This window comes from Trichocoleus sp. DQ-A2 (assembly GCF_039961915.1).
In the GTDB taxonomy this organism is placed as follows: Bacteria; Cyanobacteriota; Cyanobacteriia; order Cyanobacteriales; family FACHB-T130; genus FACHB-T130.
In genome coordinates this window covers 1-24,596 of the sequence record NZ_JAMPKD010000014.1, presented here as the reverse complement: position 1 = coordinate 24,596, position 24,596 = coordinate 1, and the positions used below count along the sequence as shown (strand labels likewise).

Below are 24,596 nucleotides of genomic sequence, written 5' to 3'. Positions count from 1 at the left end.
GGAATTTTCTGGGGTTAAATCTTGCCAACGGTACGAAAAGCCGAGTATTCGTCGAAAGCGGAAGCCTCCCGTCAGCGCCTACGCTCTCATTGAGGATCTGTAGCCAATTAAATTGGGACGCCTGAGCTGTTATGGAAAGTCATATATCGGGCGTCTTTTCGCATCAAAGGGACGGATTTTACTAATTAATTCCGTCCTCTCACCGACGAATGCTGTAAACTCGCCCATAATATTACGATGACCGAGGCATTTAAAACAATACATCTACCAAATGCTAATAGCGCGATCGCTTTAGCAGGCGATCGCGAAGAAAACCTCAAAACCCTGGCAAAAACGACTGGCGCAGTTCTAGTGTTGCGGGGTCAAGAACTGATGGTTTCTGGGACTCCTAAACAAGTAGATCGCACCAACGATCTGGTGAACGCCCTCAAACCTTTCTGGAAAGACGGGAAGCGGATCTCCAAAGTAGATATCCGCACGGCTTGCCAAGCCCTGGATACGGGACGCCAGGTGGAATGGCAAGCAATGCAAGAGGAAGTTCTAGCACGAAACCGTCGCGGCGAAGAAATTCGAGCTAAAACATTTCCTCAGTTGCAGTATATCCAAGCAGTACGCACCCACGACCTCACCTTCTGCATTGGCCCAGCAGGTACCGGCAAAACCTACCTAGCAGCCGTTCTGGCAGTTCAGGCGCTGCTTTCCGATCAGTACGAACGACTGATTCTCACCCGTCCAGCAGTGGAAGCTGGGGAAAAATTGGGCTTTTTGCCTGGGGACTTACAGCAGAAAATTGACCCGTTTCTGCGTCCCCTTTATGACGCGCTCTATGAATTTATCGATACAGATAAAATTCCTAGTTTGATGGAACGCGGGGTGATTGAAGTTGCTCCCCTGGCTTATATGCGGGGTCGAACTCTCAACAACTCCTTTGTAATTGTGGATGAAGCCCAGAACACCACCCCAGCACAGATGAAAATGGTGCTGACTCGCCTAGGGTTTCGTTCTCGCATGGTTGTCACGGGTGACATTACCCAGACCGATTTACCACTCAACCAACAATCTGGGTTAGCCGTTGCCCAAAAAATTCTCCAACGGGTTGAAGGCATTGCCTTCTGCAATCTCTCCAAAACTGATGTTGTCCGCAATCCGTTAGTTGAGCGAATTGTAGCGGCATACGAAAATGATGCGTTGTGAGGGATGAGTGAGGAGAACTCTTCGGATTTTCTAACCAGGAGAATGTCGGTTCGCAAACTATTTGAAAATTTGCTCGCAGTTCTCTACCCAAACAATCAGGGAAGAAGTTCTCGAATGCGTGCGTTGAGACTAAAGATAAAACTAGAAAATTTTGCCTTTTTCAGCAGCTGATAGAGGTAAAAAAAGTAAAAGAATGAACGATACCACAGTGCTATTTCGTCCGGTGGGTCAAAAAGAGCTAGATTTAATCGGAGAAAGCGGCTACACTGCCTTTCCACCTCGGCTTCCCTACCAACCGATATTTTATCCAGTGCTAACTGAGGCGTATGCCGTGCAGATTGCTAGAGATTGGAATACGAAAGATGAAGCTTCTGGCTATGTAGGTTATGTCACCCGCTTTTATGTCAAAACGGAATTTCTAGCACAGTATGACGTGCAGACGGTGGGTAGTTCTCAACACCAAGAGTATTGGATACCGGCGGAGGATTTAGCCGAGTTCAACCGGAATATTGTTGGGAAGATAGAAGCGATCGCTAAATTTCAACCCAAACCAGAAACCGCATCATAAAATGTTTTTTGTCTTAGCAGATACGACCTCGCTTCCCTGCGGCTGAGTGACCAACAGGGTTGCTCCCCACCCATCTTTCATCCACGGGTTCCGAAGCTAGCTGATAACGGCTATCTGAAGAAAGCCGAATTTGCTGGGAGTGGTTATCTAAGCTGGCATGAATTGTAAACATACCGAAAATCAAAACATCTCCAGCTTTGAAATCGGCGGTTAGCCAACGTCCTCCGTATTTTTTTCGCAGAGAAACTGGATTTTTTGATAACGCCCCATTCCACCACTTTTCACCAAATGCATACAATTGGGCAGTCTTTCGGTTGGAACAATAACTATCTACATCCTTGCGCCCATAATCGTTTTTAATTCTTTCCAGGCAATGAGAGTTTTCCAAAATGATTAACCCTCCCATTTCCAGAGATACATCACCTAGCGGTGTCCAAGTTGTGTAAAGGTCATGAGTTCCCCGCCCCATGTACACGATATCGCAGTGGGCATAAGTACCATGACCGGGGGCAACTGCCCTTAACCAGGTGTAATCGAAAGGTCGAACATCTCCGCCTAAAAAAACTTGATAAAATTCCATCATTCGACCGGAATAAAGCAGTTTTTTAAGCGCTTGACTTTGGGCTGCTAAATCGGGTCTAAAATGCATTTTCAATCCCGGTTTTGCCACGCATTCTAGAATCGGGTGTCCGGGTTTGAGACAATCTTCTGCGGCTAAGAGTTCGGCAATTTCCTGACGACTTTGCCAAACTTCTTGGGGATTTAGAAGTGCCCGAAGGTATAAATACCCGTCCTGTTGCATCCGCTGGCGCAGTTTTTGGGGCTGATTGAGTAAATTTGAAGAATCGCTTAAATAACCAAAAGCTTCGCTGCTGCAATCGAGTTCGTAACCTAAAGAAGTGAGGACGGTTTTCTCAGGTAAGACGATCATCACTCAGTATTTAAAGTTGCTATTCTCACATCTTATTCTCGTTATCAGGCAGCAGCCCAGGAACGAGAGGTGCGAGGCTACTGCCGCCCCAGCGCCAGCGATTAGACGAACGTTATCAAATCACATAATTGGACAACCCACTTGCTTGAAGGATTGTATTGCTATCCTGTAAGTTAGTTGCCCTGCGCTTGAATCGCCCACTCACTAGAACCATGACCCAGCAACCTACACGCATTTGTATCCTCGGTGGCGGCTTTGGCGGTCTCTACACTGCCCTGCGCTTGAGCCAGTTGCCTTGGGAAAAGTCGGAACGTCCGGAAATTGTCCTGGTGGATCGAGATGACCGCTTTTTGTTCACACCGCTGCTGTATGAACTACTCACCGGGGAACTGCAAACTTGGGAAATTGCTCCACCGTTTCAAGAGATTTTAGCGAACACGGGTGTGCGCTTCTGTCAGGGTGTTGTGGCTGGAATAGATATCCAAGAAAAACTGGTACATTTGCATGATGGCCCTGCCTTCTCCTACGATCGCTTGGTGTTAGCCCTGGGTGGAGAGACGCCGCTAGATATGGTGCCGGGGGCTGCCGAATATGCGTTTCCTTTCCGGACGATTGCTCACGCCTACCGCTTGGAAGAACGGCTGAGAATTTTGGAAGAGTCGGAAACAGATAAAATTCGCATCGCCATTGTGGGGGCGGGTTATTGTGGGGTTGAATTGGCTTGCAAGTTGGCGGATCGCCTTGGCGAACGAGGTCGCATCCGGTTAATTGAACAAGCTGATATGATTCTCCGGACATCGCCAGATTTTAACCGGGAAGCGGCGCGAAAAGCTTTGGAAGAAAGGGGCGTGTGGATCGATTTGGACACGGCAGTGGAGTCGATGTCACCGACTACGATCTCGCTAGTGTACAAAGCACAGGTAGACCCAATCCCAGTGGATTTGGTGCTATGGACGGTGGGAACGCAAATGGCAGAGGCGGTGCGATCGCTCGAACTCAAACACAATCAACGCGGTCAAATTACCACTACGCCGACTCTACAAGTGGTTGACCATCCAGAAATCTTTGCCCTTGGCGACCTTTCGGACGCTCGCGACGCTGACGGTCAGCAAATACCGGCAACTGCCCAATCTGCCTTCCAGCAATCAGATTATACTGCCTGGAATATCTGGGCATCGCTGACCGGGCGTCCTTTGCTTCCCTTCCGCTATCAGAGTTTCGGCGAAATCATGACCTTGGGGACGGATAACGCTACTTTCACCGGCATGGGAGTAAAGCTGGATGGTTCCCTCGCCTATCTCTTCCGGCGTCTGGCATATCTGTATCGGATGCCAACGCTCAACCATCAGTTGAAAGTCGGATTCAATTGGATTGCCCAACCTCTGTTGGAAATGTTCTCGAAGTAATCCGGAATGCAGGGTTATCGGCTTGGAGTCAAAGGTGGGCAATGCCCACTTATACAGTTTCACTATATTTATCTCTTAGATTCTCATGTAGGGGCGCGAGGCTTTGTCTCGTGCCCTTACGTTTAGGAAGGAATTGACGCTCCCACGGCTTTAAGGAAGTAGAGCTGTGGGAGCATCAATACTGAGATAGGATTTATGACATGATGATGAATCTAATCGCTGGTTTTGTTAGGTTTGCGATCTTGAGATGGAACGCTAAGGTAGCATGAAGCGCCCCAAAGTTATTTTTCTCGATGCCGTGGGCACCATGTTTGGTGTAAGAGGTAGTGTAGGAGAGGCGTATAGCGCGATCGCCAGTCGGTTTGGCGTCCAAGTCTCTGCTGAGGTGGTGAATCCAGCCTTTTACCAAAGCTTTAAAGCCGCACCGCCGCCAGTTTTTCCAAGCGCAGAACCCCAAGAAATCCCGGATCAGGAATTTGAGTGGTGGAAAGCGATCGCGCTTTCCACATTTGAACAAGTTGGCGTCTTGCCCAAATTTTCCAACTTTCCCAGTTTTTTTAACGAACTCTACGCCTACTTCTCCACCTCTGAACCTTGGTTTGTTTATCCCGATGTTCTTACAGCTTTGGAACAATGGAGAGAAATGGAAATTGAGCTGGGTGTATTGTCAAATTTCGATTCGCGTATCTATTCGGTTTTGCAATCGCTGAATTTAATCGAATTTTTTACTTCTGTGACCATTTCCTCGGAAATTGGTGCTGCCAAACCCGATCCAAAAATTTTTGCCGCTGCGTTGGAGAAACATAACTGCTCGCCTGAGGAAGCATGGCACATTGGCGACAGTCATAAAGAGGACTATCGAGGAGCAAAAGCAGCCGGACTCAAGGGCATTTTTTTAAAGCGCACTGAGTAGAGGGTTGGGACATGATGTAACAGTGTAGTTGTGGCAGCGAAAGGCCACGTATAGCGCGATACGGCCAGCGATGGTTTTTCTCAAGTGCTACTGCCTGTAGTTTCACCATCGTGACTCAAGAGCAACTGTGCTAATCGAGCCATGCTACTGCATCATTTCTACTTGCTTGGAGCGATCGCGTAACTCGTCAACAAGGAGTCATAGATGTCTTTTCTACCTTATGAAAATTTCACTATTACAACTAATCTAGATTCAGAAGAAGTCAAGAGAATATTGGCTGATGTCATTGAACCGCCTAAGACGTTTAGAAATTCTTGGTCTTCGGCATCAAGATCGCATAAACCCTATGAAGGTAAAATTTATGATGATAGTTTCCAAATATCTAGAATTATCCATACCCGAAATTCATTTTTACCAATTATTAAAGGCAAAATTTCCCCTCAAGTTATTGGTTGCTCAATCAATATAACGATGAAATTGCATATTTTTGTATTAATATTTATGGGCTACTGGTTGAGTATGACTGGCAGCATCGGAGTAGGATTTCTATTGGCATTGCTATCAGATAGTCGAATGGGCATAGCTGGTTTGATGCCCCTTGGGATGTTTGTATTTGGTTGTCTTTTATGCATAATTCCTTTTAAAATTGAAGCCAAAAAATCTAAGGAGTTTTTATACAAGCTGTTCAGCGCTTAGTTTACATAAAAATCACACGACAAAAGTATCTAAGAAAAATCCTTCGTTCCATTTGACTAGGAAGAAAGAGCATCGACCAACATTCAAGCAGTTTGATGGGAGCGATCGCGCTAATTTTGTAGCCAGATTAAAACTTGAGTCACTTAATTTTTTGCAGGTGTTACTTGGATGATGCAAGGCTGACTGTTGCACTGCTGGATGTAAAGCCGATCCACATAAGGTTTCTGCCACCTTAAAGGAATCTCTAGTAAATCTCGCGTACCAGTCATGCTTTGTCCTACAAACATTAAGAGTGCAATGCAGCTCAAAATGATGTGAATGGTGCGCCAGCGATTTAACCGATCTTTGTAGATATCTTCAATAATTGCTAACGAAAAAATCATCAGCATTGCCGCTGCGATGCCGATGTAGTAGTGAGACACCAACCACTCGTTGTCCCGACGATAGACGCCTTCTTGGAAGCCGAGAATAATTAAACCTGCGCCGGTTAAGGTTGCAAAAACGCCGCGCCAAAGCCGCTGTTTGGCTTTGTAGAGCAATACTAAGGAGCCAATGGTAGCCGCAAACATTAGGACGATAAAGACAACTTGAAAAGGTTTCTGGCTCCAGATTTGCTTGCTCAAAATATGCTCAAAAATTGGATAAGCAAGTCCGATAAGGGTAACTCCAACAATGGCACCAGAAAGCCATTTGCCTAATTGGACGTGTTCTTGCCCAACTACTAGCGGAATTTTACTTTTGCCTTCTAAATTTTGCAAGCGGCGTTGGCGAGTCTGCCAAGCGCGGTTGACGACAATGCCAATCAGAGGGAAGACGACTGCAATTGCGATCGCAGGATGAATTAAAGCCGCCAAATCTGCAATTTCCATAACAACCTCAGTATGCGTTGATTTTTAACTACTGAAAGGGGCAAAGCCAAAGGTAGGGTTGAATAAGCGACACCAAATCACCACCGATCCAAACTCTGCTGGATTGACACTAGCAGGAATAGCATAGCGTTGAGCACCACTTATTTTTTGCAAGCGACCGATACTTGCATAATCTTTCTCTTTAATGCCATTTGTTGGAGGTTTTTCAGAACGATACAGAATGACGAATAAATCCAGGCCATTGTCAGTTTTGAAAGCTCGATCTAACTCCAGATAGCGTTTTCAATTTTCTATCACCAAGCGCACAGTTCCTTGGGTATGATGTTCTGATCCCTGAAAAGTCCCAGATTTTGTAGGCGTCTGTGCTACCGATGTAGCAGATGAGCCAGTTAATGGTGCAGGCTAAACATTTGGCTGATTAAAATTGGTTTCTATTGTATTACCTTTTAGCTTCAATGATTACTAAGCTTATCTGGTGCTTAAACAGTCTTATTAACCCCCAGTAATTAGGTAAAACTTTAGAGCATATATAAAAGTTGTAATTACTATAAAGATAAACAACATTACGTATTGTCTAATATTTTTTTTAGTTAGTGCATAATTGAAAATTAGTATATTACTTTTAATTTAAAAAAAACCTATAATTAACTGATTATCAAACAACTTTGAATTAGGAAAGTACAGCGATGACGACTTCATACATTAAAAATAAAATCTCAAAGCGTCAAGTCCTAAAACGAATTTTCCGCCTTCGGATGGCAACGCTGCTCATGGTAGGAATTGTTGTCTTCGCAGCTGCGATCGCTACTGCGTGGTTTGCGGGTGAAGGGAAAATTAGTCAGCTGTTTGCCGAACTCAATACTTTACAAGAGAATCCACCCCTGTGGCTGCAAGCGCCCATGAAGAGTGAATACTTGCTAGTTCCTACGGTTGCTCTGCTAGTAATTGTTTTGATAGTAATGAAAATCTCTCCAAAAACCGACGCTTGGTCTCGGTTTCTTGTAGTAGGGATTTTGCTGGGGTTAACAGGTCGATATATTGTATGGCGATCGCTCTCTACTCTGAATGTTGCCGACCCTCTGAATGGTGTCTTCAGCTTGGGGTTATTTTTCATGGAAATGTTGATGTTAAGTAGTAGTACGATCCAGCTTTTTTTGATGCTAAACGTAAAGGAGCGACATCGTGAAGCTGACCAGATGGCGAAAAGTGTGATTGATGGCAGCTTTCTGCCAACTGTTGATATTTTTATTCCTACTTACAATGAAGCTGTATTTATTGTTAAACGCACAATTATTGGTTGCCAAGCTTTAGATTATCCCAATAAAACAGTTTATTTGCTAGATGATACAAAACGCCCAGAAATGCATAAATTGGCTGAGGAGTTGGGCTGCGAATATAAAACTAGACTTGATAATAGACATGCAAAAGCCGGTAATTTAAATCATGCATTCCCTCAAACAAGTGGAGAATTAATTGTTGTATTTGATGCAGACTTTATTCCGAATAAAAACTTTCTTACTCGCACTGTAGGTTTTTTTCAAGATGAAACAGTTGCCCTGGTACAGACACCCCAAAGCTTTTATAACTCCGATCCAATTGCCTACAATTTAGGATTAGAACACGTCCTAACGCCAGAAGAAGAAGTGTTTTACCGACAAATTCAACCGATTCGGGATGCAGCTGGTAGTGTTATTTGCTCTGGAACTTCTTTCATTGTTAGGCGTAGTGCTTTAGAAGCAGCGGGTGGCTTTGCCACCAACTCCTTAAGCGAAGATTACTTCACCGGCATTTGTTTATCTGCCCAAGGCTACCAATTAATTTACCTAGATGAAAAGTTAAGTGCTGGATTAGCCGCAGAAAATATTGCCGCTCATGCTACTCAGCGACTACGGTGGGCACAAGGCACTTTACAAGCGTTTTTTATTGAGGAAAATCCGTTAACGATTTCAGGACTTAGTCCTCTGCAAAGGCTGGCTCATTTAGAAGGATTATTACATTGGTTTACCAGTTTGTCGCGGGTTTATTTCCTGTTTATACCCTTGGCTTATTCGTTTTTCGGTGTTATTCCTGTTCGGGCAATGATTGGTGAATTATTATATTATTTTTTACCTTACTATGTCGTACAACTTTCAGTTTTTTCCTGGTTAAATTATCGTTCTCGATCAGCTTTGCTCACGGATATTTACACGTTGGTGCTTTGCATTCCTTTAGCACTAACTGTACTTCAAGCAATGCTGAAGCCTTTTTCTAAAGAGTTTAAGGTAACGCCTAAGGGAATATCACGCGATCGTTTTTCTTTTAACTGGAATTTAGCATGGCCTTTGATTATTTTGTTTATAGCAAGTGTTGTCAGTTTGTGGCGAAATTTAGGAATGTGCATAATAACGGGTAATTGGCAAAGGCTAGAAACTTACGGAGCAACTGAAGTGTATAAAGGTATCGGTTTGGGTTGGATTTGGAGCGGTTATAACTTGTTAATGATTGGCATTGCGTTGTTAATTTTATTAGATGTCCCTAAACCAGATATTTATGAATGGTTTGATTTACGAAGGGTAATCCGCCTGAATGTTGCTGGGCAGAAGTTTTGGGGCATTACTACAATAATTTCGGAAGCAGGTGCCCAAATTGCCTTAACCCACGGAGGCCTAGCGAATGATACCAGTGAAATGTTGCCAGTGACATTAGAAATTATGGAAGAAAAATTAGAATTGCAAGGCAAAATTATCCACACAGGATTTAGAGATGAGTATCCAACGGTGCAAGTGGCTTTTGAGAAATTAAACCTCAAACAATATCGGTGTCTGGTAGAAATGCTATTTTGCCGCCCAGGTCAATGGAAACGCCGGGAGGCTCCTGGAGAGTTTGGTTCTTTGTTGCTGATTTTAAAAATTTTACTTCGCCCACGAATTTTGTTTGATAGGGAGCCACAAGTGAGAGCGATCGCTGTCTCCAAAATTTAATGACTGTCCGCAAAAGCGATATCTACATTTCCCCAAAAGACTGTTTAGAAGGCGATCTGAGGGGCGATGGGCTCCCGATCCCTACGGCGGAGAGGAAGAAGTTCACTTGGCTAGTGTTGATTTTAGGTGCGCGATCGCAACCTTGTATGAAGATGTATTAGCGCTTAGTTGATCGCTGAGTTACCCGCCCGGTTAGCGATAAATTGATTAATCGGCTAACTCATCAAGCGCTTTCCCTTGCCAACGCTAAGATCGTTAAGCACTGTTTCGCTCTGCCCTCATGTCTGACCGTGTCAATCTTTCGGATGCTTTACTAACTGAGTCCTCAAATGGGCATCATTCCACAGGCGTAAATCAAAACAGCCAGAACGCGATTCGCATTCGTGGCGCTAGGCAGCACAATCTAAAGAATATCGATCTAGAACTACCGCGCGATCGCTTGATTGTCTTTACTGGCGTCTCTGGTTCTGGCAAGTCTTCCCTCGCCTTTGATACCATCTTTGCAGAAGGACAACGGCGCTACGTGGAGTCCCTGAGTGCCTACGCGCGGCAATTCTTAGGGCAGTTGGATAAGCCAGATGTGGATGCGATTGAGGGACTGAGTCCGGCAATTTCAATTGACCAAAAATCAACCTCTCACAACCCCCGCTCAACGGTTGGCACGGTAACTGAGATTTACGACTATTTGCGGCTGCTGTTTGGACGCGCGGGTGAGCCTCACTGCCCTCTGTGCGATCGCTCGATTGCACCTCAGACGATTGATGAAATGTGCGATCGCATCCTGGAACTGCCTGATGGCACCCGTTTTCAAATCTTAGCGCCTGTAGTGCGCGGCAAAAAGGGCACCCATCAAAAATTGCTCTCCAGCCTGGTTTCTGAAGGATTTGCTCGCGTCAGAGTTGATGGAGAGGTGTTTCAACTGTCCGATTCTATTGAATTAGATAAAAATTATACACACACGATTGAAATTGTCGTTGACCGACTGATTAAGAAACCCGGTATTCAGGAGCGTCTAACCGATTCTCTCAGCACTTGTCTGCGTCATGCCAGTGGAATTGCGGTCATTCAGTTATTAAATGATACATCGAAACCTAACGAATCCGACCAGATAAATAATTCGTACACGGAACATACCACAAAAAACGAAAGTGGGCAAGAAAATTCTACAAACGCTGAGAATTCCTATCAGGAAAGCTCCAATGAATTAGTCTTTTCAGAAAACTTTGCTTGCCCGGAACATGGGGCGGTGATGGATGAACTTTCTCCGCGATTGTTCTCCTTTAACTCCCCTTATGGTGCTTGTCCTCAGTGTCATGGATTGGGTAGCTTGCGGACATTTTCACCAGAGTTATTGGTACCTTTTCCGGAGTCGCCGGTGTATGCTGCGATCGCGCCTTGGTCAGAAAAGGATAATTCTTACTATCTCTCCCTTCTATACAATGTCGGACAAGCGTATGGCTTTGAAATTCAGACACCTTGGAATCAGCTAACAGCAGAACAGCAGCACATCATTATGTATGGTGCTGACAAATCAATCTGGAATGAAAGTCGAAATGATTTTAGACGGTATGCAGGCGTTATTGCTATCCTCCAGAAACAATACGATGAAACGAGTTCCGAACTCATTAAACAAAAAATGGAGCAATATCTCGTCGAACAGCCATGTGAAGTGTGCGCCGGGAAGCGATTGAAACCGGAAGCCTTGGCTGTGCGATTGGGACAGTATCGGATGCTCGACTTGACGAGCGTTGATATTGGGGAAAGTCGAGAACGAATTAATAATTTAAAATTGAGCGATCGCCAGTTTCAAATAGGCGATTTGGTACTTAGAGAAATTAAAGCTAGGCTGCAATTTCTCCTTGATGTTGGCTTAGATTATCTGACGCTTGACCGTCCGGCAATGACACTTTCGGGCGGAGAAGCGCAACGAATTCGCCTTGCAACCCAAATTGGTTCGGGTTTAACCGGCGTCCTCTACGTGTTAGATGAACCGAGTATCGGACTGCATCAGCGAGATAATGGACGCTTGCTGCAAACTTTAATTAAACTCCGCGATTTGGGCAATACATTAATTGTGGTCGAGCATGATGAAGAAACGATTCGTGCGGCTGACCACATTGTTGATATTGGCCCTAGTGCGGGCGTTCATGGTGGAAGAATTGTTTCTCAAGGTGACTTAGAGACATTGTTAGCAGCAGAAGATTCCCTAACAGGTGCTTATTTGTCGGGACGGCAAGTGATTGAAACACCTGCACAGAGGAGAGAGGGAAATGGGCGATCGCTAATTCTCAAAAATGCCTACCGCAACAACTTACAAAATATAGATGTCGAAATTCCACTGGGTAAACTTGTCTGCATCACCGGCGTTTCTGGTTCCGGCAAATCTACTCTAATTAACGAATTACTTTACCCAGCCTTACAACACCACCTCACCCGCAAAGTTCCCTTCCCGAAACATTTGGAAGCCATCAAGGGATTGAACGCAATTGATAAAGCAATTGTCATCGACCAATCTCCAATTGGACGTACCCCTCGTTCTAATCCAGCTACCTATACAGGTATATTTGATGCAATTCGAGATGTGTTTTCCCAAACGATAGAAGCAAAAGCGAGAGGGTATAAACCGGGGCAATTTTCTTTCAATGTTAAAGGCGGACGCTGCGAAGCTTGTGGCGGACAAGGCGTGAATGTGATCGAGATGAATTTTCTGCCAGATGTCTACGTGCAGTGCGAAGTTTGTAAAGGCGATCGCTACAACCGAGAAACTTTACAAGTCAAGTACAAAAACAAGTCTATTTCTGATGTTCTCAACATGACCGTAGAAGAAGCTTTGGAATTTTTTATAAATATCCCTAAAGCATCAACACGGTTGCAAACTTTAGTAGATGTGGGACTCGGTTATATCCGTTTAGGGCAAACTGCACCCACTCTTTCTGGTGGTGAAGCGCAACGAGTGAAGTTAGCCTCGGAACTCTCTCGTCGTGCTACCGGGAAGACGCTTTATTTAATCGATGAACCGACAACGGGTTTATCTTTTTACGATGTCCACAAGTTGCTAGATGTGTTACAGAGATTGGTAGATAAAGGCAATTCAATTTTAGTCATCGAACACAATTTAGATGTAATTCGTTGCGCCGATTGGGTTATCGATTTGGGACCGGAAGGGGGGAATAAAGGTGGAGAGTTAATTGCGATGGGAACTCCAGAAAAAGTGGCGGACAATCCGAGGTCTTATACCGGGCAATATTTGAAACAAGTGTTGCAGCAGCATCCCCCAAAATGACAACTTTTAATTTGTCAATCTACTAACCGCGATCGCGCAATACCAGTCCAGAAATCGACAGATTTTTAATACTGGCTTTTCGCCAGATGCCTGTCTGGAAAAAGGTGAATTTTCTTAAGGAAGTAACTAAAGGAATTCAGCAATGGGCTTTGATAGCTGAAAATCTAAAACTTGCGTTGGTTGTTTTTTTCCTCAACCCAAAACACATAAACAATGGTTGGGTTTCACTGTCGTTTAACCCAACCTACTCGCTAACATTTCGCTAACATTCGGTAGGGGCTTTTGATTGCCATACCCCTACAGGTGTACCGCACCCAGCCGAAAACTGCAATATTGAAAGCAAAGTAAGTCAAGTTTTTCTGCCAATTAGAAGATAAGTTGTCATCTCACCTTTGCCTTTGACATGGATAAGACCCCGTTCCTCAAAAACATATTCGTCTCGTAATAACTCATAGGTAGTGGCAGTGACTTGAATTCGACCCGCAAGACCGTGAGATTCCATCCGAGAAGCTGTATTTACCGTATCGCCCCACAAATCATAGATAAACTTTTTGATACCAATGACGCCAGCAACGACGGGTCCCGTACTAATGCCGACTCGAATCTGAAAATTTTTCGCATTTTTGAGGTTAAATAGCCCGATCGCATCTTGCATATCCAGCGCCATGTCAGCGATCGCCTGGGCATGATCGCTGCGGGGCATTGGCAAACCGCCGACAACCATATAGGCATCCCCAATTGTCTTTATTTTCTCCAAACCATGCAGTTCGGATAGGCGATCGAACGCAGAAAATATCTTGTTGAGTAATTCGACAAGTTCGGTGGGTGATGTATCGGCAGAAAGTTGGGTAAAGCCAACAATATCAGCAAACAAAACGGTAACTTCGGCAAAGCTATCGGCAATTGTGCTTTCCTGAAGTTTTAATCGCTCGGCAATCGGGGCAGGTAAGATATTGAGCAGCAGCAGTTCCGATTGTTCCTGTTGATAGCGCAGTGCTTCTTCTGCGACCTTGCGATTGGTAATATCTTGGACAGTGCCTTCGTAGTAAAGGATTCTCCCTTGAGAATTCTTTACCGTGCGGGCGGTTTCCAAAATCCAGATAGTGCTGCCGTCCTGGCGGTAAATTTGAGACTCAAACCGAGATACAGAATCATACTTTTGCATGGCAGCAATAAATTCCGTTCGTCGGTTTGGGTCAACATAAAGTTGCCGCTCAACGCTCGTCACATTGGCGATTAATTCCTCCGGGGACGAGTAGCCATAAAGGCGTGCGAGGGCAGGATTCGCACTGATGAAGCGTCCATCCGGTGTCGTTTGAAAAATGCCTTCAACTGCGTTTTCAAAGATGCTGCGATATCGTTCTTCGGCTTGCCGAAGTGCGCCTTCCACTTGCTTGCGCTCGGTAATGTCGCGGGAATTAACCACGATGCCTGCCACGAAGGGATCGGCTAGCAAATTGCTCCCAGTTGATTCTAGAAAACACCAGGAGCCGTCTTTTCGGGGAAAACGATATTCGATGGAAAAAACACTCTGAGGGTTGTTAAGCGCCTCATGGAAAGCTTCTAAAACGCGGCGACGATCCTCTGGGTGAATCATGCCCAAGGTGTGTACCCCGGTCAATTCCTCTGGTTGGTAGCCCAAAATACTCACAATCGAAGGACTTTGATAGCGGGTAATGCCATCTGCGTCATAAATGGCGATCAGATCCGAACTGTTGAGAATCAGCGAGCGAAATTTCGCTTCACTGTTAGCGAGGGCGGTTTCTGCTTGTTTGCGATCGCTCGCTTCCATTGCCAAAGCAGCCATATACGCTAAATAAGTCGCAAAGTTCTGATCCTCCAACGCCCACTGCCTTTGCGTACTCATGTGTTCCAGACAAAGCACCCCCATCGTCCGTCCACCTACCCGAATCGGGACATCCAACATCGAAGCAATGCCTAAAGGAGCTAAATAAGCCGCGGAAAACTCCTTCGTCCGAGGATCGGTATGGGCATCAGAAGCCGCGATCGCGCGTTCCTCTTCTAGTGCTTGGAAATAGCCCGGATAGTCTACTCGGTACAGCTCCATGCCCCAGCTATGCCGCTCCTGAGTGACTTCGTACAAGTCAACACAGAGCAATTTTGGATTGGGTTGGGATGTGGTAGAAGCCGGTTCCTGAGTCTCAACGATTTCTTGTTGATAAAGCCAGATACTTGCTCGTGCGACGCCCAGTGTGTTTGTGGCTGTCTCGGTAATCTCCTGCCAAGCCGCGCTCAAATCGCCCGTGTATAAAGCCTGACACGTAGCCAGTTCCATCAGCGCCCGCTGCTGTCTGCAAAGCCGAGTCTCGCTTTCTTGGAGTGCGGCTTCCGTCTGCTTGCGCTGAATGACGGAAGCCAGCTGAGCCGCAACGCCCGATACTAGCTCCACCATCTGCCGGTCTTCTTCCTGGCTGTCGAAGCTGAAGAAAACCAGAACAGCTAGCACTTGTGGCTGCTGTAGGGGCACCCCAGCGCTTTGCCCGTCCTGAATCGGCAGGGGGGACGATTCCCAAAACGTTGCCGCAATAATCGGAATGGCGAAACTTGCTTTCAATCCGCTTTCTCGTGCAATTGCGACACGATCAAAAACGGCTGGTGGCTGAATTGAAACATCATCAATCCACTCTGGCTGCTGCGATGACCAAACTCGTCCCGGCAATCCGTTCCAGGATGCAAAAGTGAGCTTCTGGCTGAAGTGTCTGAATTTCTTCAAGGCGGGGGATACTTTCTCCTTACCGCCATACCAACCCCGACTGCATTCGAGAAAGTCACCCGTTGGGTGGGGAATCCAAGCTTCCCCAAAACTCCAGCCGATTGTCTCGCAAACCTTGCCCAGCGTGACTTGCAAAGCTGAGTGAAAATCTGAGGCATCCGCGATCGCTTGCGTCGTCGTCTGCAACAAACGGATTTCTTCTTGGGCTTGTTTGCGATCGCTAATATCTCGAACCACGCCACACACGACCTCTCTGCCACCATAGGAAATCGAGTTGGCACTCACTTCCACATCCACCAGCGTTCCATCTTTACGCCGGTAGCGTCGTTCGCCTAGGTAGTGCTGTTTATCGGCTAGGATTTGGTTGATATTTAAGTCAGCGCTGTCTTGGGTGTGGGGAATGAGATCGTAAAGGGTCAGATGTAGAATTTCTTCATGGCTGTAACCGAGCAAGCGATTAAAGGCAGTATTGGCTTCCAGAATTTGAGAAGAGCGAGCATCAATCAGAACAATCCCTTCTGAAGCTTGCTCAACCACGGCGCGGTGACGTTCTTCGCTTTCAATGCGATCGCGTCCAGATTTTTCCAACGCTTCTAGCATCCCATTAATCGTCAGTGCCAAGCTGGACAATTCATCCTTTCCGGGAGTCGATACCCGCAGCGAAAGATCGCTACTCGCGCCAATTTTCCGAACTTCCCCACTCAAAGCTGCCAACCGAGACAGCACCAATCGCTCTATCAGCAGCAGCGTTACTCCACCAAATACCAGTCCTACTACTAACAGACACAAGATGAGATAGCCTAGGCGAATCTTTCCTTGCTTATAGATTTCTCTGGGGACATCCACCCGCAACAGCAAAGCCGGTTTGCCATAAATGTCTTTAATCTGGGCGTATCCAGAAATCGTGTCTTCATTGCGCGATCGCACCAGAATTGGGCGTTGTTCTGACAAAGCAGAACGCACGGCTTGAAAGTCCGCAGGCATTTGAGGATCGTTCATCCCGTACATCATCACGGGCAAACGGTTGATTCTTGCCAACTTCTCGATCGTCCGATTGTCTATATAGCGCCCGAAGATCAAAGTTCCTCGGATAGAACCTTTGCCATTTGAAGGCAAAATCGGCTGCGAACTAATCAGCATTGGCCCTTCCGGAAGCAGAATGATTCCTGACAGGATGCGATTAGAATGGGGACGCTCTAAAAGCCGGTCGTTGAGAGCCAGGTGTTGTTTGAGGGCCGGTGGAATCGGTGTTTTTTTCTGATTTTTTAGATCGAACCCAGTCCCAAAGACAATTTCACCCCTGTTATTGATAAACAGCACCAAGTTGATCTGCAAGTTGTAGAGCGATTCTGGATTTAGATTCGACTCCCGATAAGCTTGGTTTGGTTTGTTAATAAAGTTATAGGTGTCATCCCACGATGACCAATCGCGAAATCTAGAACTAAAGTCATCGCCAGTTTGGCTAAAAACATTCAGAACTGCCTTAACCATCTGACGGGTATTTTGATCCTCAGCGTGTTTGAGGCTCCGCAACAAAACGATGGAAGAGGTAGCATATAGCACCCCTACCAGACCGACGAGTGTCGCGCCAATGACCATTAGTGTCTTCGTTCGCAGTCTCATGCTTTAGTGCTGAGTCCGTCCTGTAAAGGCGGGTTGACCCGTCCGAGCTAAGTGTTGAGAGGGGAAGTCAAATTATCTCCTTTATTGTTCCTCGTAAACTCGGCATTCGATACGATTTCTGCCAAAATCTACCTCCAGACGTTTGACGAAAAGCGGGATCGCTAAATACTGCGTCAACAAGCTGTGTTCGAGAAGCACCCTGGATGGCGAAAACCCCGAAACCCAACAGGAGGAAGGTTAGGGGTGAATGCCAACATCCTAGCTACGTTCAGAACGACAGCTACAGTCTCTAATCAATAACAACGAGAAACTACTTGACGATCCGGACGCGAGCGCTCACTCTAAGTTGTTAACTGTAGGACTTCTCCTAGAGTTTTCTCTAGACGGAATCGATGAACGCTAAAGCTAGATATACCAATAGTGTAGTAATGGCTTGAAGGCGTAAGTCCTAAACTAACAGGTGTGAGTGAGTGAGGAGTGAGTCTAATGCTAAGTTGGGAGCCGACTCCTGTCGGGATGCCTTCCTCTGGGTACCCCAATCTTTCCCAAATACAGCGAGAAAATTTTACAGCGCTCAAGGAACGGGCTTGGGTAGAAATTGATTTAGCCGCTTTAGCTCATAATGTGCGGCAGCTGAGGCGTTTTCTCTCCCCAAAAACGGCTCTGATGGCGGTGGTGAAGGCGGATGCTTATGGTCATGGTGCGATTACGGTTGCCGAGATTGCTTGCCAAGCCGGTGCAAGTTGGCTGGGTGTTGCCACGATTCCAGAGGGAATTCAACTGCGAGAAGCCGGGATTCAGGCACCGATTTTGATTTTAGGTGCCAGTAATACGTCTGAGCAAGTGCAAGCGATCGCTCACTGGGATTTGCAGCCGACGCTCTGTACGCCTCAGCAAGCTTTAGTCTTTTCAGAGACGCTGGGCACTTTAAATCGTTCTTTAGCGGTTCATGTAAAATTAGATACCGGGATGTCTCGCCTAGGCACTCCCTGGCAGGAAGCGGCGGAGTTTGTCGCCTTGGTGCAGCGGTTGCCCCAGCTCAAAATTGCCAGTATTTATTCTCATCTAGCAACGGCTGACAGTCCAGATCCCACGGGAATGAGACAGCAACAAGACAGATTTGAGGAAGCGATCGCTCTTATCAAAACTACAGGAATGACGCCTCCCCGTCTGCACCTCGCCAACTCAGCTGCCGCTTTAAGCGACCCAAGCCTACACTACGACATGGTGCGAGTGGGTTTAGCAACCTACGGTCTTTACCCCGCGCCCCATCTAAAGTCTGTCATCGACCTCAAACCCGTCATGAAAGTAAAAGCACGGGTAACGCAAGTAAAAAATATTTCAGCAGGTACGGGAGTCAGCTACGGGCATCAGTTTGTCGCTAGCCGGGATATGCGCCTCGCCGCGATCGCCATTGGCTACGCCGACGGGGTTCCCCGCAATCTCTCCAACAAAATGCAAGTTTTGCTTCGAGGTCAGCCGGTACCGCAAATCGGCGCGATTACAATGGATCAGCTAATGCTGGATGTCAGCGCCATCCCCGATTTACAAACTGGCGAAGTCGTCACTCTGCTGGGGCAAGAAGGAAACGCCGAAATTTCTGCGGATGACTGGGCGGCGACTTTAGGCACGATTTCCTGGGAAATTCTCTGCGGCTTCAAGCATCGCCTCCCTCGCGTAGCAGTCGGTCAACCCCTGGAATCAGAACAGGCTAGACCGTCTTGACGCAACTTGACAACTCGCAAGTCGTTCCTTCTAGATGCCGGGGTACGGCACTGCCGTACCCCTACCGAGAATAAGAATAGCCGAGAATAAGAATAGTGGCAGACAAAAATTCATTTCCTCTGCCAATTTTTATTCGTTAAGCTGGTCAAGATATGGTCTTGCCATTCACCTTGAATAAATAAATATTCTTTAGCATATCCTTCAACAACAAATTCTAATTTCTTCAGTAAATTAGCACTCCGGTGATTGTGGGGTAGATAATTTGCCATCACCCGGTGCATATCTAATTGTGCAAAGACATCATTTATGGCAAAGTGCAATGCTTCCGTCATATACCCTTTACCTTGTTCAAATTCTGCTAAATTATAGCCCAAATAACAAAATTGGGCAGCACCCCGCATAAACCCGTGAAAACTAACATTGCCAATAATTTCTGAGAAATTCCCATTCTTGAAAATAAATAATTTTAAAGAGCGATCGCATTCAAATTCTTTAATGTTTTTCTCAACTTGCTCTTGCCAAAACTCATGGGTTAAAAAATTATCAGGCCAAAAAGGTTGCCAGGGAGATAGATGCCCTTGATTATTCCGGTAAAATTTGACAATCTCAGGCACATCTTCTTGAGTTCCCATCCGTAATAACAATCTAGGCGTATAAATTAGCTTAAATTCCGAATTCATTCCAGTATTCTTATAAAAAAAGATATATTAATTGGAAGTGAAAAACGATTGAAAATGGATATTATTTCTGTTGAAGCTGCATCGCAGTTATGGAACTACCTGATTGGCCAAGCGTATTTTAAGATTCTACAGAACCTTCTCTGGGCAGCGACAATTCTGCTGCTCACCCGATTAGCTGTAGGTTGGGTAGGAGGTCTTACCCGCAAAGCGCTAAGTCGCACAGAGCCAACCTTACGCAAGTTCTTGATTCAGGTAGCCGAGATTTTCACGCTGGTCGTCGGGATGGTCGCCGTTCTCAACAGGTTGGGAATCGAGACGACCAGCGTTGTCGCGGTAGTGGGGGCGGCTGGTTTAGCAATCGGCTTAGCATTGCAGAATACCTTATCTCACTTTGCCGCTGGTGTGATGCTGATTAGTTTGCGCCCGTTTGAGGTAGGCGATTTTATTGAAGGGGCGGGGGCTGCCGGAGTGGTGGATGCCATCGGCATTTTCTCGACTACGCTAGTAACGCGAGACAACGTAGTAATTACAGTGCCGAACGGGCAATTATTCAGCGGGACGCTGAAAAATACCACCGTACTCGGCAAGCGACGAGTCGATTTAGACATTGATATTGGCGATCGCCCGATCGAACCGACTATCACCCTACTTTTGTCTTTAATTCAACCCCATCCCTTAGTTTTGGAAGAACCAAAAACGACCTGTCACGTTGCTTCCATCTCAGCAACCGGAACAATTTTATATCTCCGTCCTTGGTGTGCATCTGAAGCCTACGATCACGTCCGTTCCGAAGTACAACAGCTGGTGAAAGAAGCTCTGCGAGAGCCAGAATTGTCACTGTAGTCTTCTGCCTACTCCTGAAGGACGCGGGATCATTCTTGCTCCTTCATCTTCATTATTTTCCCGTGAATCGGCAGTTCAATCCGAAACTCTGTTCCTTGTCCTGGTTCAGACAGACACTTCAGTACCCCGCCATGCTTCTCAACGATAATCTGGTAGCTAATCGACAATCCGATTCCCGTGCCTTTCCCTACAGGCTTCGTCGTGAAAAATGGATCGAATATCTTTGCCCTAATCTCTTCCGGTATGCCAGGGCCATTATCCGCAATGCGAATTACTACATGAGATCGGTCAGAAGAAAGGCTGGTGCTAATGCGAATCCAAGCACTGCTAGTGGGTAGAGACACGATTAATCGTGTCTCTAGGTCAGTTGTTGTTTCACGAATGATTGACGGCTGACTATTGACCATTGACAACTCTAGAGCATCCACCGCATTACTCAAGATATTCATAAATACCTGGTTCAAGGGACCTGCGTAGCACTCAACGGGTGGAAGGACTCCGTACTCTTTAATCACTTCAATGCCGAGATTTTGGGCTGTGGGTTTAAGCCGATGCTGAAGGATTAAAAGCGTGCTATTAATCCCTTCGTGGATATCAACTCGTCTCATCTCGGCTTCATCCAATCGGGAGAAGTTTCGCAACGAAAAAACAATTTGATGGATACGGTCAGTACCCACTTTCATAGAAGCCAAAGTTTTTGGTAAATCTTCTACTAGAAAGTTCACATCAATTGTTTCTGCTTTTTTTTGAATCTCGCCATCGGGATGGGGATATTGCTTTTTGTAGAGGTTTAGCAAATCGAGGAGATCCCGAACATAGGCACTAACATAGGGCAGGTTGCCGTGAATAAAGTTGACAGGGTTGTTAATTTCATGGGCGACACCAGCAACCAATTGACCCAAACTCGACATTTTTTCGCTCTGAATCAGTTGGGCTTGAGTATTTCGTAATGTCTTGAGGGTTTGCAGCAGTCGTTGATTACTGCGGCGAAGTGCTTGCTCTACTCGCCGACTCTTACTGACAGTCCGTTCTAATTTATCCAGATTAATCCGTAACTCCATCTGGCTGACCACTTGACGCCCCAACGCCCGGAGTGCCTCCATCTGTTCGGGGGTGAGATGACGTGGAATCCGGTCAATCGCGCAGAGGGTGCCGACAGCATAGCCATCAGATGTTACCAAAGGGGTACCCGCATAAAACCGGATATTGGTGTCTGAAGTCACGAGCGGGTTGTTGGAAAACCGCCGATCTTCTAAGGCGTTGGGCACAATCAACAACTCATCTGGTTGCACCAAGGCATGGGCGCAGAATGCCACGTCTCTTGGCGTTTCCGTTGCTTCTAGACCGATTTTTGATTTGAACCACTGCCGATTAGAATCGACGAGGCTGACTAAAGCAATGGGAGTGCCACAAATATAGGCTGCCAGAGCCGTCAAATCGTCAAATGCTTCTTCAGGAGCAGTATCAAGAATCTTGTAGCGATTCAGCGCTTTGAGCCTATCTGCCTCATTGATGGGGATGGGTGGGCTACTGCTGATTTCCTCTGTCGGTTTCGATGGGGTGAGGTTGATTTGATTCAATTCAGAATCGATTGAGGCGTCTTGTCGGAGGGGCTGACGACGTAACTGGCGACGTTTTTTTCTAAAAAGACGACTGTAAATGGTTTGAATAGCGTTCAAAAGAAGGTTCCATGCTGTTGTAAATAGCCGTTTCACGCTGGTATTCTGCACGCTTAATTAGAGATTATCATAGGTCATTCATACCCTTTCTTTAATTGATTGTAAGTATATGAACGTAGGCACACGACTATGCGCTCTTACTAAAGTCACAAGTACAAAGTGAATTGGTATCAACGTGAATTGGTATCAACGTGAATTACTATCAACGCCACGAGCGGTACTGTGTTACTTGAGGTTAACACCATTTTAGGTTGAGGATTTTGGATGGGAAAAGGGAACTTAGAATCGGATTGTAAAATTTAAATAAAGTATATATATAACAACATCATCCAATTCCAACCCATTATTTTATTTATTCCATCACTAATAAATTGCAGCCAATCTCCTGAAAATCCGGATAATTTGAGAGCGAGCAACACTCAAATGGTTGCTTTAAAAAGGGAATTTTTCTAAATAATCATTCTGTAGATGTAGAATAATTTTTATTTGGAAAAAAGTATACAGTAAAATAAAAACTTCTAGTTGTACTAATCTTACTCGTACAACTAGAAGTCTTTGTAGGGTATTTCCAGGACAAGCTGCTGCGTAATTAGGCGCTGACTTGAGTGACCAATTCTAATTCTGGTGCAGGTTGTTCTTTCAATAACTGGATGTAAAGGTCGCTTAGTTGAGTCGCTACGCCATCCCAACTAAACATCTTCTCTACCCGAACTCTTGCCTTCTCACCTAGCTGCTTGCGCCATTCTGGATTGGCGAGAATGCGGTCAATCGCGGCTGCAAACGCTACGGCATCTTTCGGGGGTGCCAGTAAACCCGTTTCTTCGGGGACGACGGTGAATTGGAGTCCGCCGACATCACTAGCAACGACGGGCGTTCCAGAAGCCATTGCTTCAATTGCCACTAAACCGAAGGGTTCGTAATGACTGGGTACGACACAAACATCAGCGGCGGCGTAGTAAGCGGGCAGGGTGTCGTCACCCAAGCGTCCGGGGAAGGAGGTGATGTCTTGCAGTCCCAGTTCGCCGACAATTTTTTCAATGCGATCGCGTTCGATACCGTCACTTTGACCGGGACGAGAACCCCCGCCGATAAATAGTTTTAGGTTGCCCTGCTGGCGCATCTGGGACTTGCCAACGGCGCGAACGAGTGTTTCAATTCCCTTGCGGCGATCAAATCGACCCACATAGAAGACCACGTTGGTATCGGCGTCGATTCCCAGTTTCTCTCTTGCTGCTTCGCGGGTGACGGAACCAAACTTGCGAATATCGGTGCCGCAGGGGATGATATCGATGTTGCCTTTTGTGGAAACGAGCGATCGCATATGTTCTTTCTCTTGCGGACTGGTGGCAACAATCCGTTCCGCTGTCTCTAAAACCTTTCTTTCTACCTCTAGCCGCGTGGTAGCAATCAAGGGAATCGTCGAAACTGACTTATATTTGACGGCTCCCAAAGAGTGGTAAGTATGAATTTGTTTGATGGGTTGAACTTTCTTCAGCTCCATTCCCACCCAAGATGAGAGCCAGTAATTTGTGTGTACTATAGAATATTCAATGCCTTCTTGCTGCTGAAACTTGAGCATCTGTTCGACAAACACTGGCAGATACTCAAACAAATTGTCTCTTGGGACAAACTCTTCAGGACCAGATGTCAAGCGAATTGTTCGACAATTAGCACTATGTTGAACAATCGTGGGTTGATCGCCACTAACTTTGCGGGTAAACATATCTACTTGCCACCCCTGTTGAGCAAGTGCCTCACCCACCTGACGTACATAAACGTTTTGACCGCCAGCCTCTTCTTTACCGATTTCAATTGCTGGATCTCCGTGGACGGAAATTAGAGCAATGTGCTGGTTGTTTGTGGAAAGCATATATTTATATCGATTTTTTCACTCAACGACGTTCAGGGCGAAGCAGGGGTTGACTATTCTACTTAGTTGCCTGTTTAGCCCACCGGAACTTAAGGAATCTTTACTTGTGCTAATAGGATAAGCTTCGCCGTTGATGATGAACATCAACTACGGGAGAGAATCTACTACCTGACTATATTCAACCTTCCGGGGGACGGGTGGGTATCATTGGGTATCATGACCTCCTCCCAAAGAAATAAAATTTTAAGCCAAAGGGCATATAAATCGCCAGAGTAGCGAATGGATTCCCATTTTTCCGTCCTCCAACGGTCAGGGAAGTGAAGATTTATAGATTTAATTGTGGAACGCGAGAATATTTATAGCAATCGCCAAGGTAATTAGGACGACAAGCATAAGACATGCTCGATTGCATCTCGCAAACAATTAAACTGGTCGAGTTGTTTGCGGATGCGGCTCTTGAGCCAAGACCAGCAGTTCTCAATTTTGTTGAGGTCGGGGGAGTAAGGTGGTAAATACCAAAGTTGAGCACCAGCCGCTCGAATCAACTGCTCAATCCGCCCGCCCTTGTGAAAGGTAGCATTGTCCATAATCACCACTTGTCCAGGTTCCAGTACCGGGATTA

General features: G+C 46.1%; 17 protein-coding genes. 9 read left to right on the top strand and 8 right to left on the bottom strand.

The annotated features are described in order from the left end of the window. Positions 1–237: 237 nt before the first annotated feature. Both NC997_RS15515 and NC997_RS15510 read left to right on the top strand, forming a co-directional pair. A complete protein-coding gene (locus tag NC997_RS15515) occupies positions 238–1,194 on the top strand; it encodes a PhoH family protein (RefSeq protein ID WP_190437647.1) in 957 nt (318 codons plus the stop codon). Between the two features lie 193 nt (positions 1,195–1,387). Then, positions 1,388–1,762: a hypothetical protein gene (locus tag NC997_RS15510; RefSeq protein ID WP_190529875.1), complete on the top strand. Its 375-nt coding sequence runs from the start codon at positions 1,388–1,390 to the stop codon at positions 1,760–1,762. Between the two features lie 13 nt (positions 1,763–1,775). On the opposite strand, the gene NC997_RS15505 is transcribed toward NC997_RS15510, so the two are convergent. After that, positions 1,776–2,693 carry a phytanoyl-CoA dioxygenase family protein gene (locus NC997_RS15505; RefSeq protein ID WP_190529873.1) on the bottom strand — a complete coding sequence of 306 codons (918 nt, stop codon included), beginning with the start codon at positions 2,691–2,693 and terminating at the stop codon, positions 1,776–1,778. 212 nt (positions 2,694–2,905) lie between these two features. Between NC997_RS15505 and NC997_RS15500 the strand changes: the two genes are divergently transcribed. The 3 genes from NC997_RS15500 (at position 2,906) to NC997_RS15490 (ending at position 5,708) form a co-directional block, all read left to right on the top strand. After that, a complete protein-coding gene (locus NC997_RS15500; RefSeq protein ID WP_190529870.1) occupies positions 2,906–4,099 on the top strand; it encodes an NAD(P)/FAD-dependent oxidoreductase in 1,194 nt (397 codons plus the stop codon). Positions 4,100–4,364: 265 nt separating this feature from the next. Further along, on the top strand, positions 4,365–5,012 hold the full coding sequence (locus tag NC997_RS15495) for an HAD family hydrolase (protein ID WP_190413217.1): 648 nt from the start codon (positions 4,365–4,367) through the stop codon (positions 5,010–5,012). 204 nt (positions 5,013–5,216) lie between these two features. Further along, complete coding sequence (locus tag NC997_RS15490; protein ID WP_190413215.1) at positions 5,217–5,708, top strand: hypothetical protein; 492 nt, start codon at positions 5,217–5,219, stop codon at positions 5,706–5,708. 143 nt (positions 5,709–5,851) lie between these two features. Here the strand turns inward: NC997_RS15490 and NC997_RS15485 are convergent, their stop codons facing one another. Then, complete coding sequence (locus NC997_RS15485) at positions 5,852–6,577, bottom strand: DUF4079 domain-containing protein (protein ID WP_190529869.1); 726 nt, start codon at positions 6,575–6,577, stop codon at positions 5,852–5,854. Positions 6,578–6,601: 24 nt separating this feature from the next. Further along, positions 6,602–6,850: a DM13 domain-containing protein gene (locus NC997_RS15480; protein ID WP_199302826.1), complete on the bottom strand. Its 249-nt coding sequence runs from the start codon at positions 6,848–6,850 to the stop codon at positions 6,602–6,604. A gap of 413 nt (positions 6,851–7,263) precedes the next feature. Between NC997_RS15480 and NC997_RS15475 the strand changes: the two genes are divergently transcribed. Both NC997_RS15475 and uvrA read left to right on the top strand, forming a co-directional pair. Continuing rightward, on the top strand, positions 7,264–9,537 hold the full coding sequence (locus NC997_RS15475) for a glycosyltransferase (RefSeq protein WP_190529867.1): 2,274 nt from the start codon (positions 7,264–7,266) through the stop codon (positions 9,535–9,537). A 280-nt stretch (positions 9,538–9,817) separates the two neighbouring features. Further along, the gene (gene uvrA, locus NC997_RS15470) at positions 9,818–12,820 is read left to right on the top strand and encodes an excinuclease ABC subunit UvrA (RefSeq protein WP_190529865.1); all 3,003 of its coding nucleotides are present in this window, start codon (positions 9,818–9,820) and stop codon (positions 12,818–12,820) included. Between the two features lie 349 nt (positions 12,821–13,169). Here the strand turns inward: uvrA and NC997_RS15465 are convergent, their stop codons facing one another. Further along, positions 13,170–17,177 (bottom strand): PAS domain S-box protein, encoded by a 4,008-nt coding sequence (locus NC997_RS15465; RefSeq protein ID WP_190529863.1) that lies wholly within the window; start codon positions 17,175–17,177, stop codon positions 13,170–13,172. 486 nt (positions 17,178–17,663) lie between these two features. On the opposite strand from NC997_RS15465, the gene alr reads away from it, so the two are divergent. Beyond that, a complete protein-coding gene (gene alr, locus NC997_RS15460) occupies positions 17,664–18,902 on the top strand; it encodes an alanine racemase (RefSeq protein ID WP_190529861.1) in 1,239 nt (412 codons plus the stop codon). 110 nt (positions 18,903–19,012) lie between these two features. Here alr and NC997_RS15455 read toward each other — a convergent pair whose 3' ends face one another. After that, positions 19,013–19,582, bottom strand: coding sequence for a GNAT family N-acetyltransferase (locus NC997_RS15455; RefSeq protein ID WP_190529859.1), 570 nt, complete (start codon positions 19,580–19,582; stop codon positions 19,013–19,015). Positions 19,583–19,636: 54 nt separating this feature from the next. On the opposite strand from NC997_RS15455, the gene NC997_RS15450 reads away from it, so the two are divergent. After that, positions 19,637–20,425 carry a mechanosensitive ion channel family protein gene (locus NC997_RS15450; protein ID WP_190413201.1) on the top strand — a complete coding sequence of 263 codons (789 nt, stop codon included), beginning with the start codon at positions 19,637–19,639 and terminating at the stop codon, positions 20,423–20,425. 29 nt (positions 20,426–20,454) lie between these two features. On the opposite strand, the gene NC997_RS15445 is transcribed toward NC997_RS15450, so the two are convergent. From NC997_RS15445 to NC997_RS15435, 3 genes are all read right to left on the bottom strand, one after another. Further along, positions 20,455–22,104, bottom strand: coding sequence for an ATP-binding protein (locus tag NC997_RS15445; protein WP_199299568.1), 1,650 nt, complete (start codon positions 22,102–22,104; stop codon positions 20,455–20,457). Positions 22,105–22,693: 589 nt separating this feature from the next. Then, complete coding sequence (locus NC997_RS15440) at positions 22,694–23,974, bottom strand: glycosyltransferase family 1 protein (RefSeq protein WP_190529857.1); 1,281 nt, start codon at positions 23,972–23,974, stop codon at positions 22,694–22,696. 377 nt (positions 23,975–24,351) lie between these two features. Next, the coding region (locus NC997_RS15435) for a transposase (RefSeq protein ID WP_190529855.1) at positions 24,352–24,596 on the bottom strand (245 nt) is incomplete at its 5' end.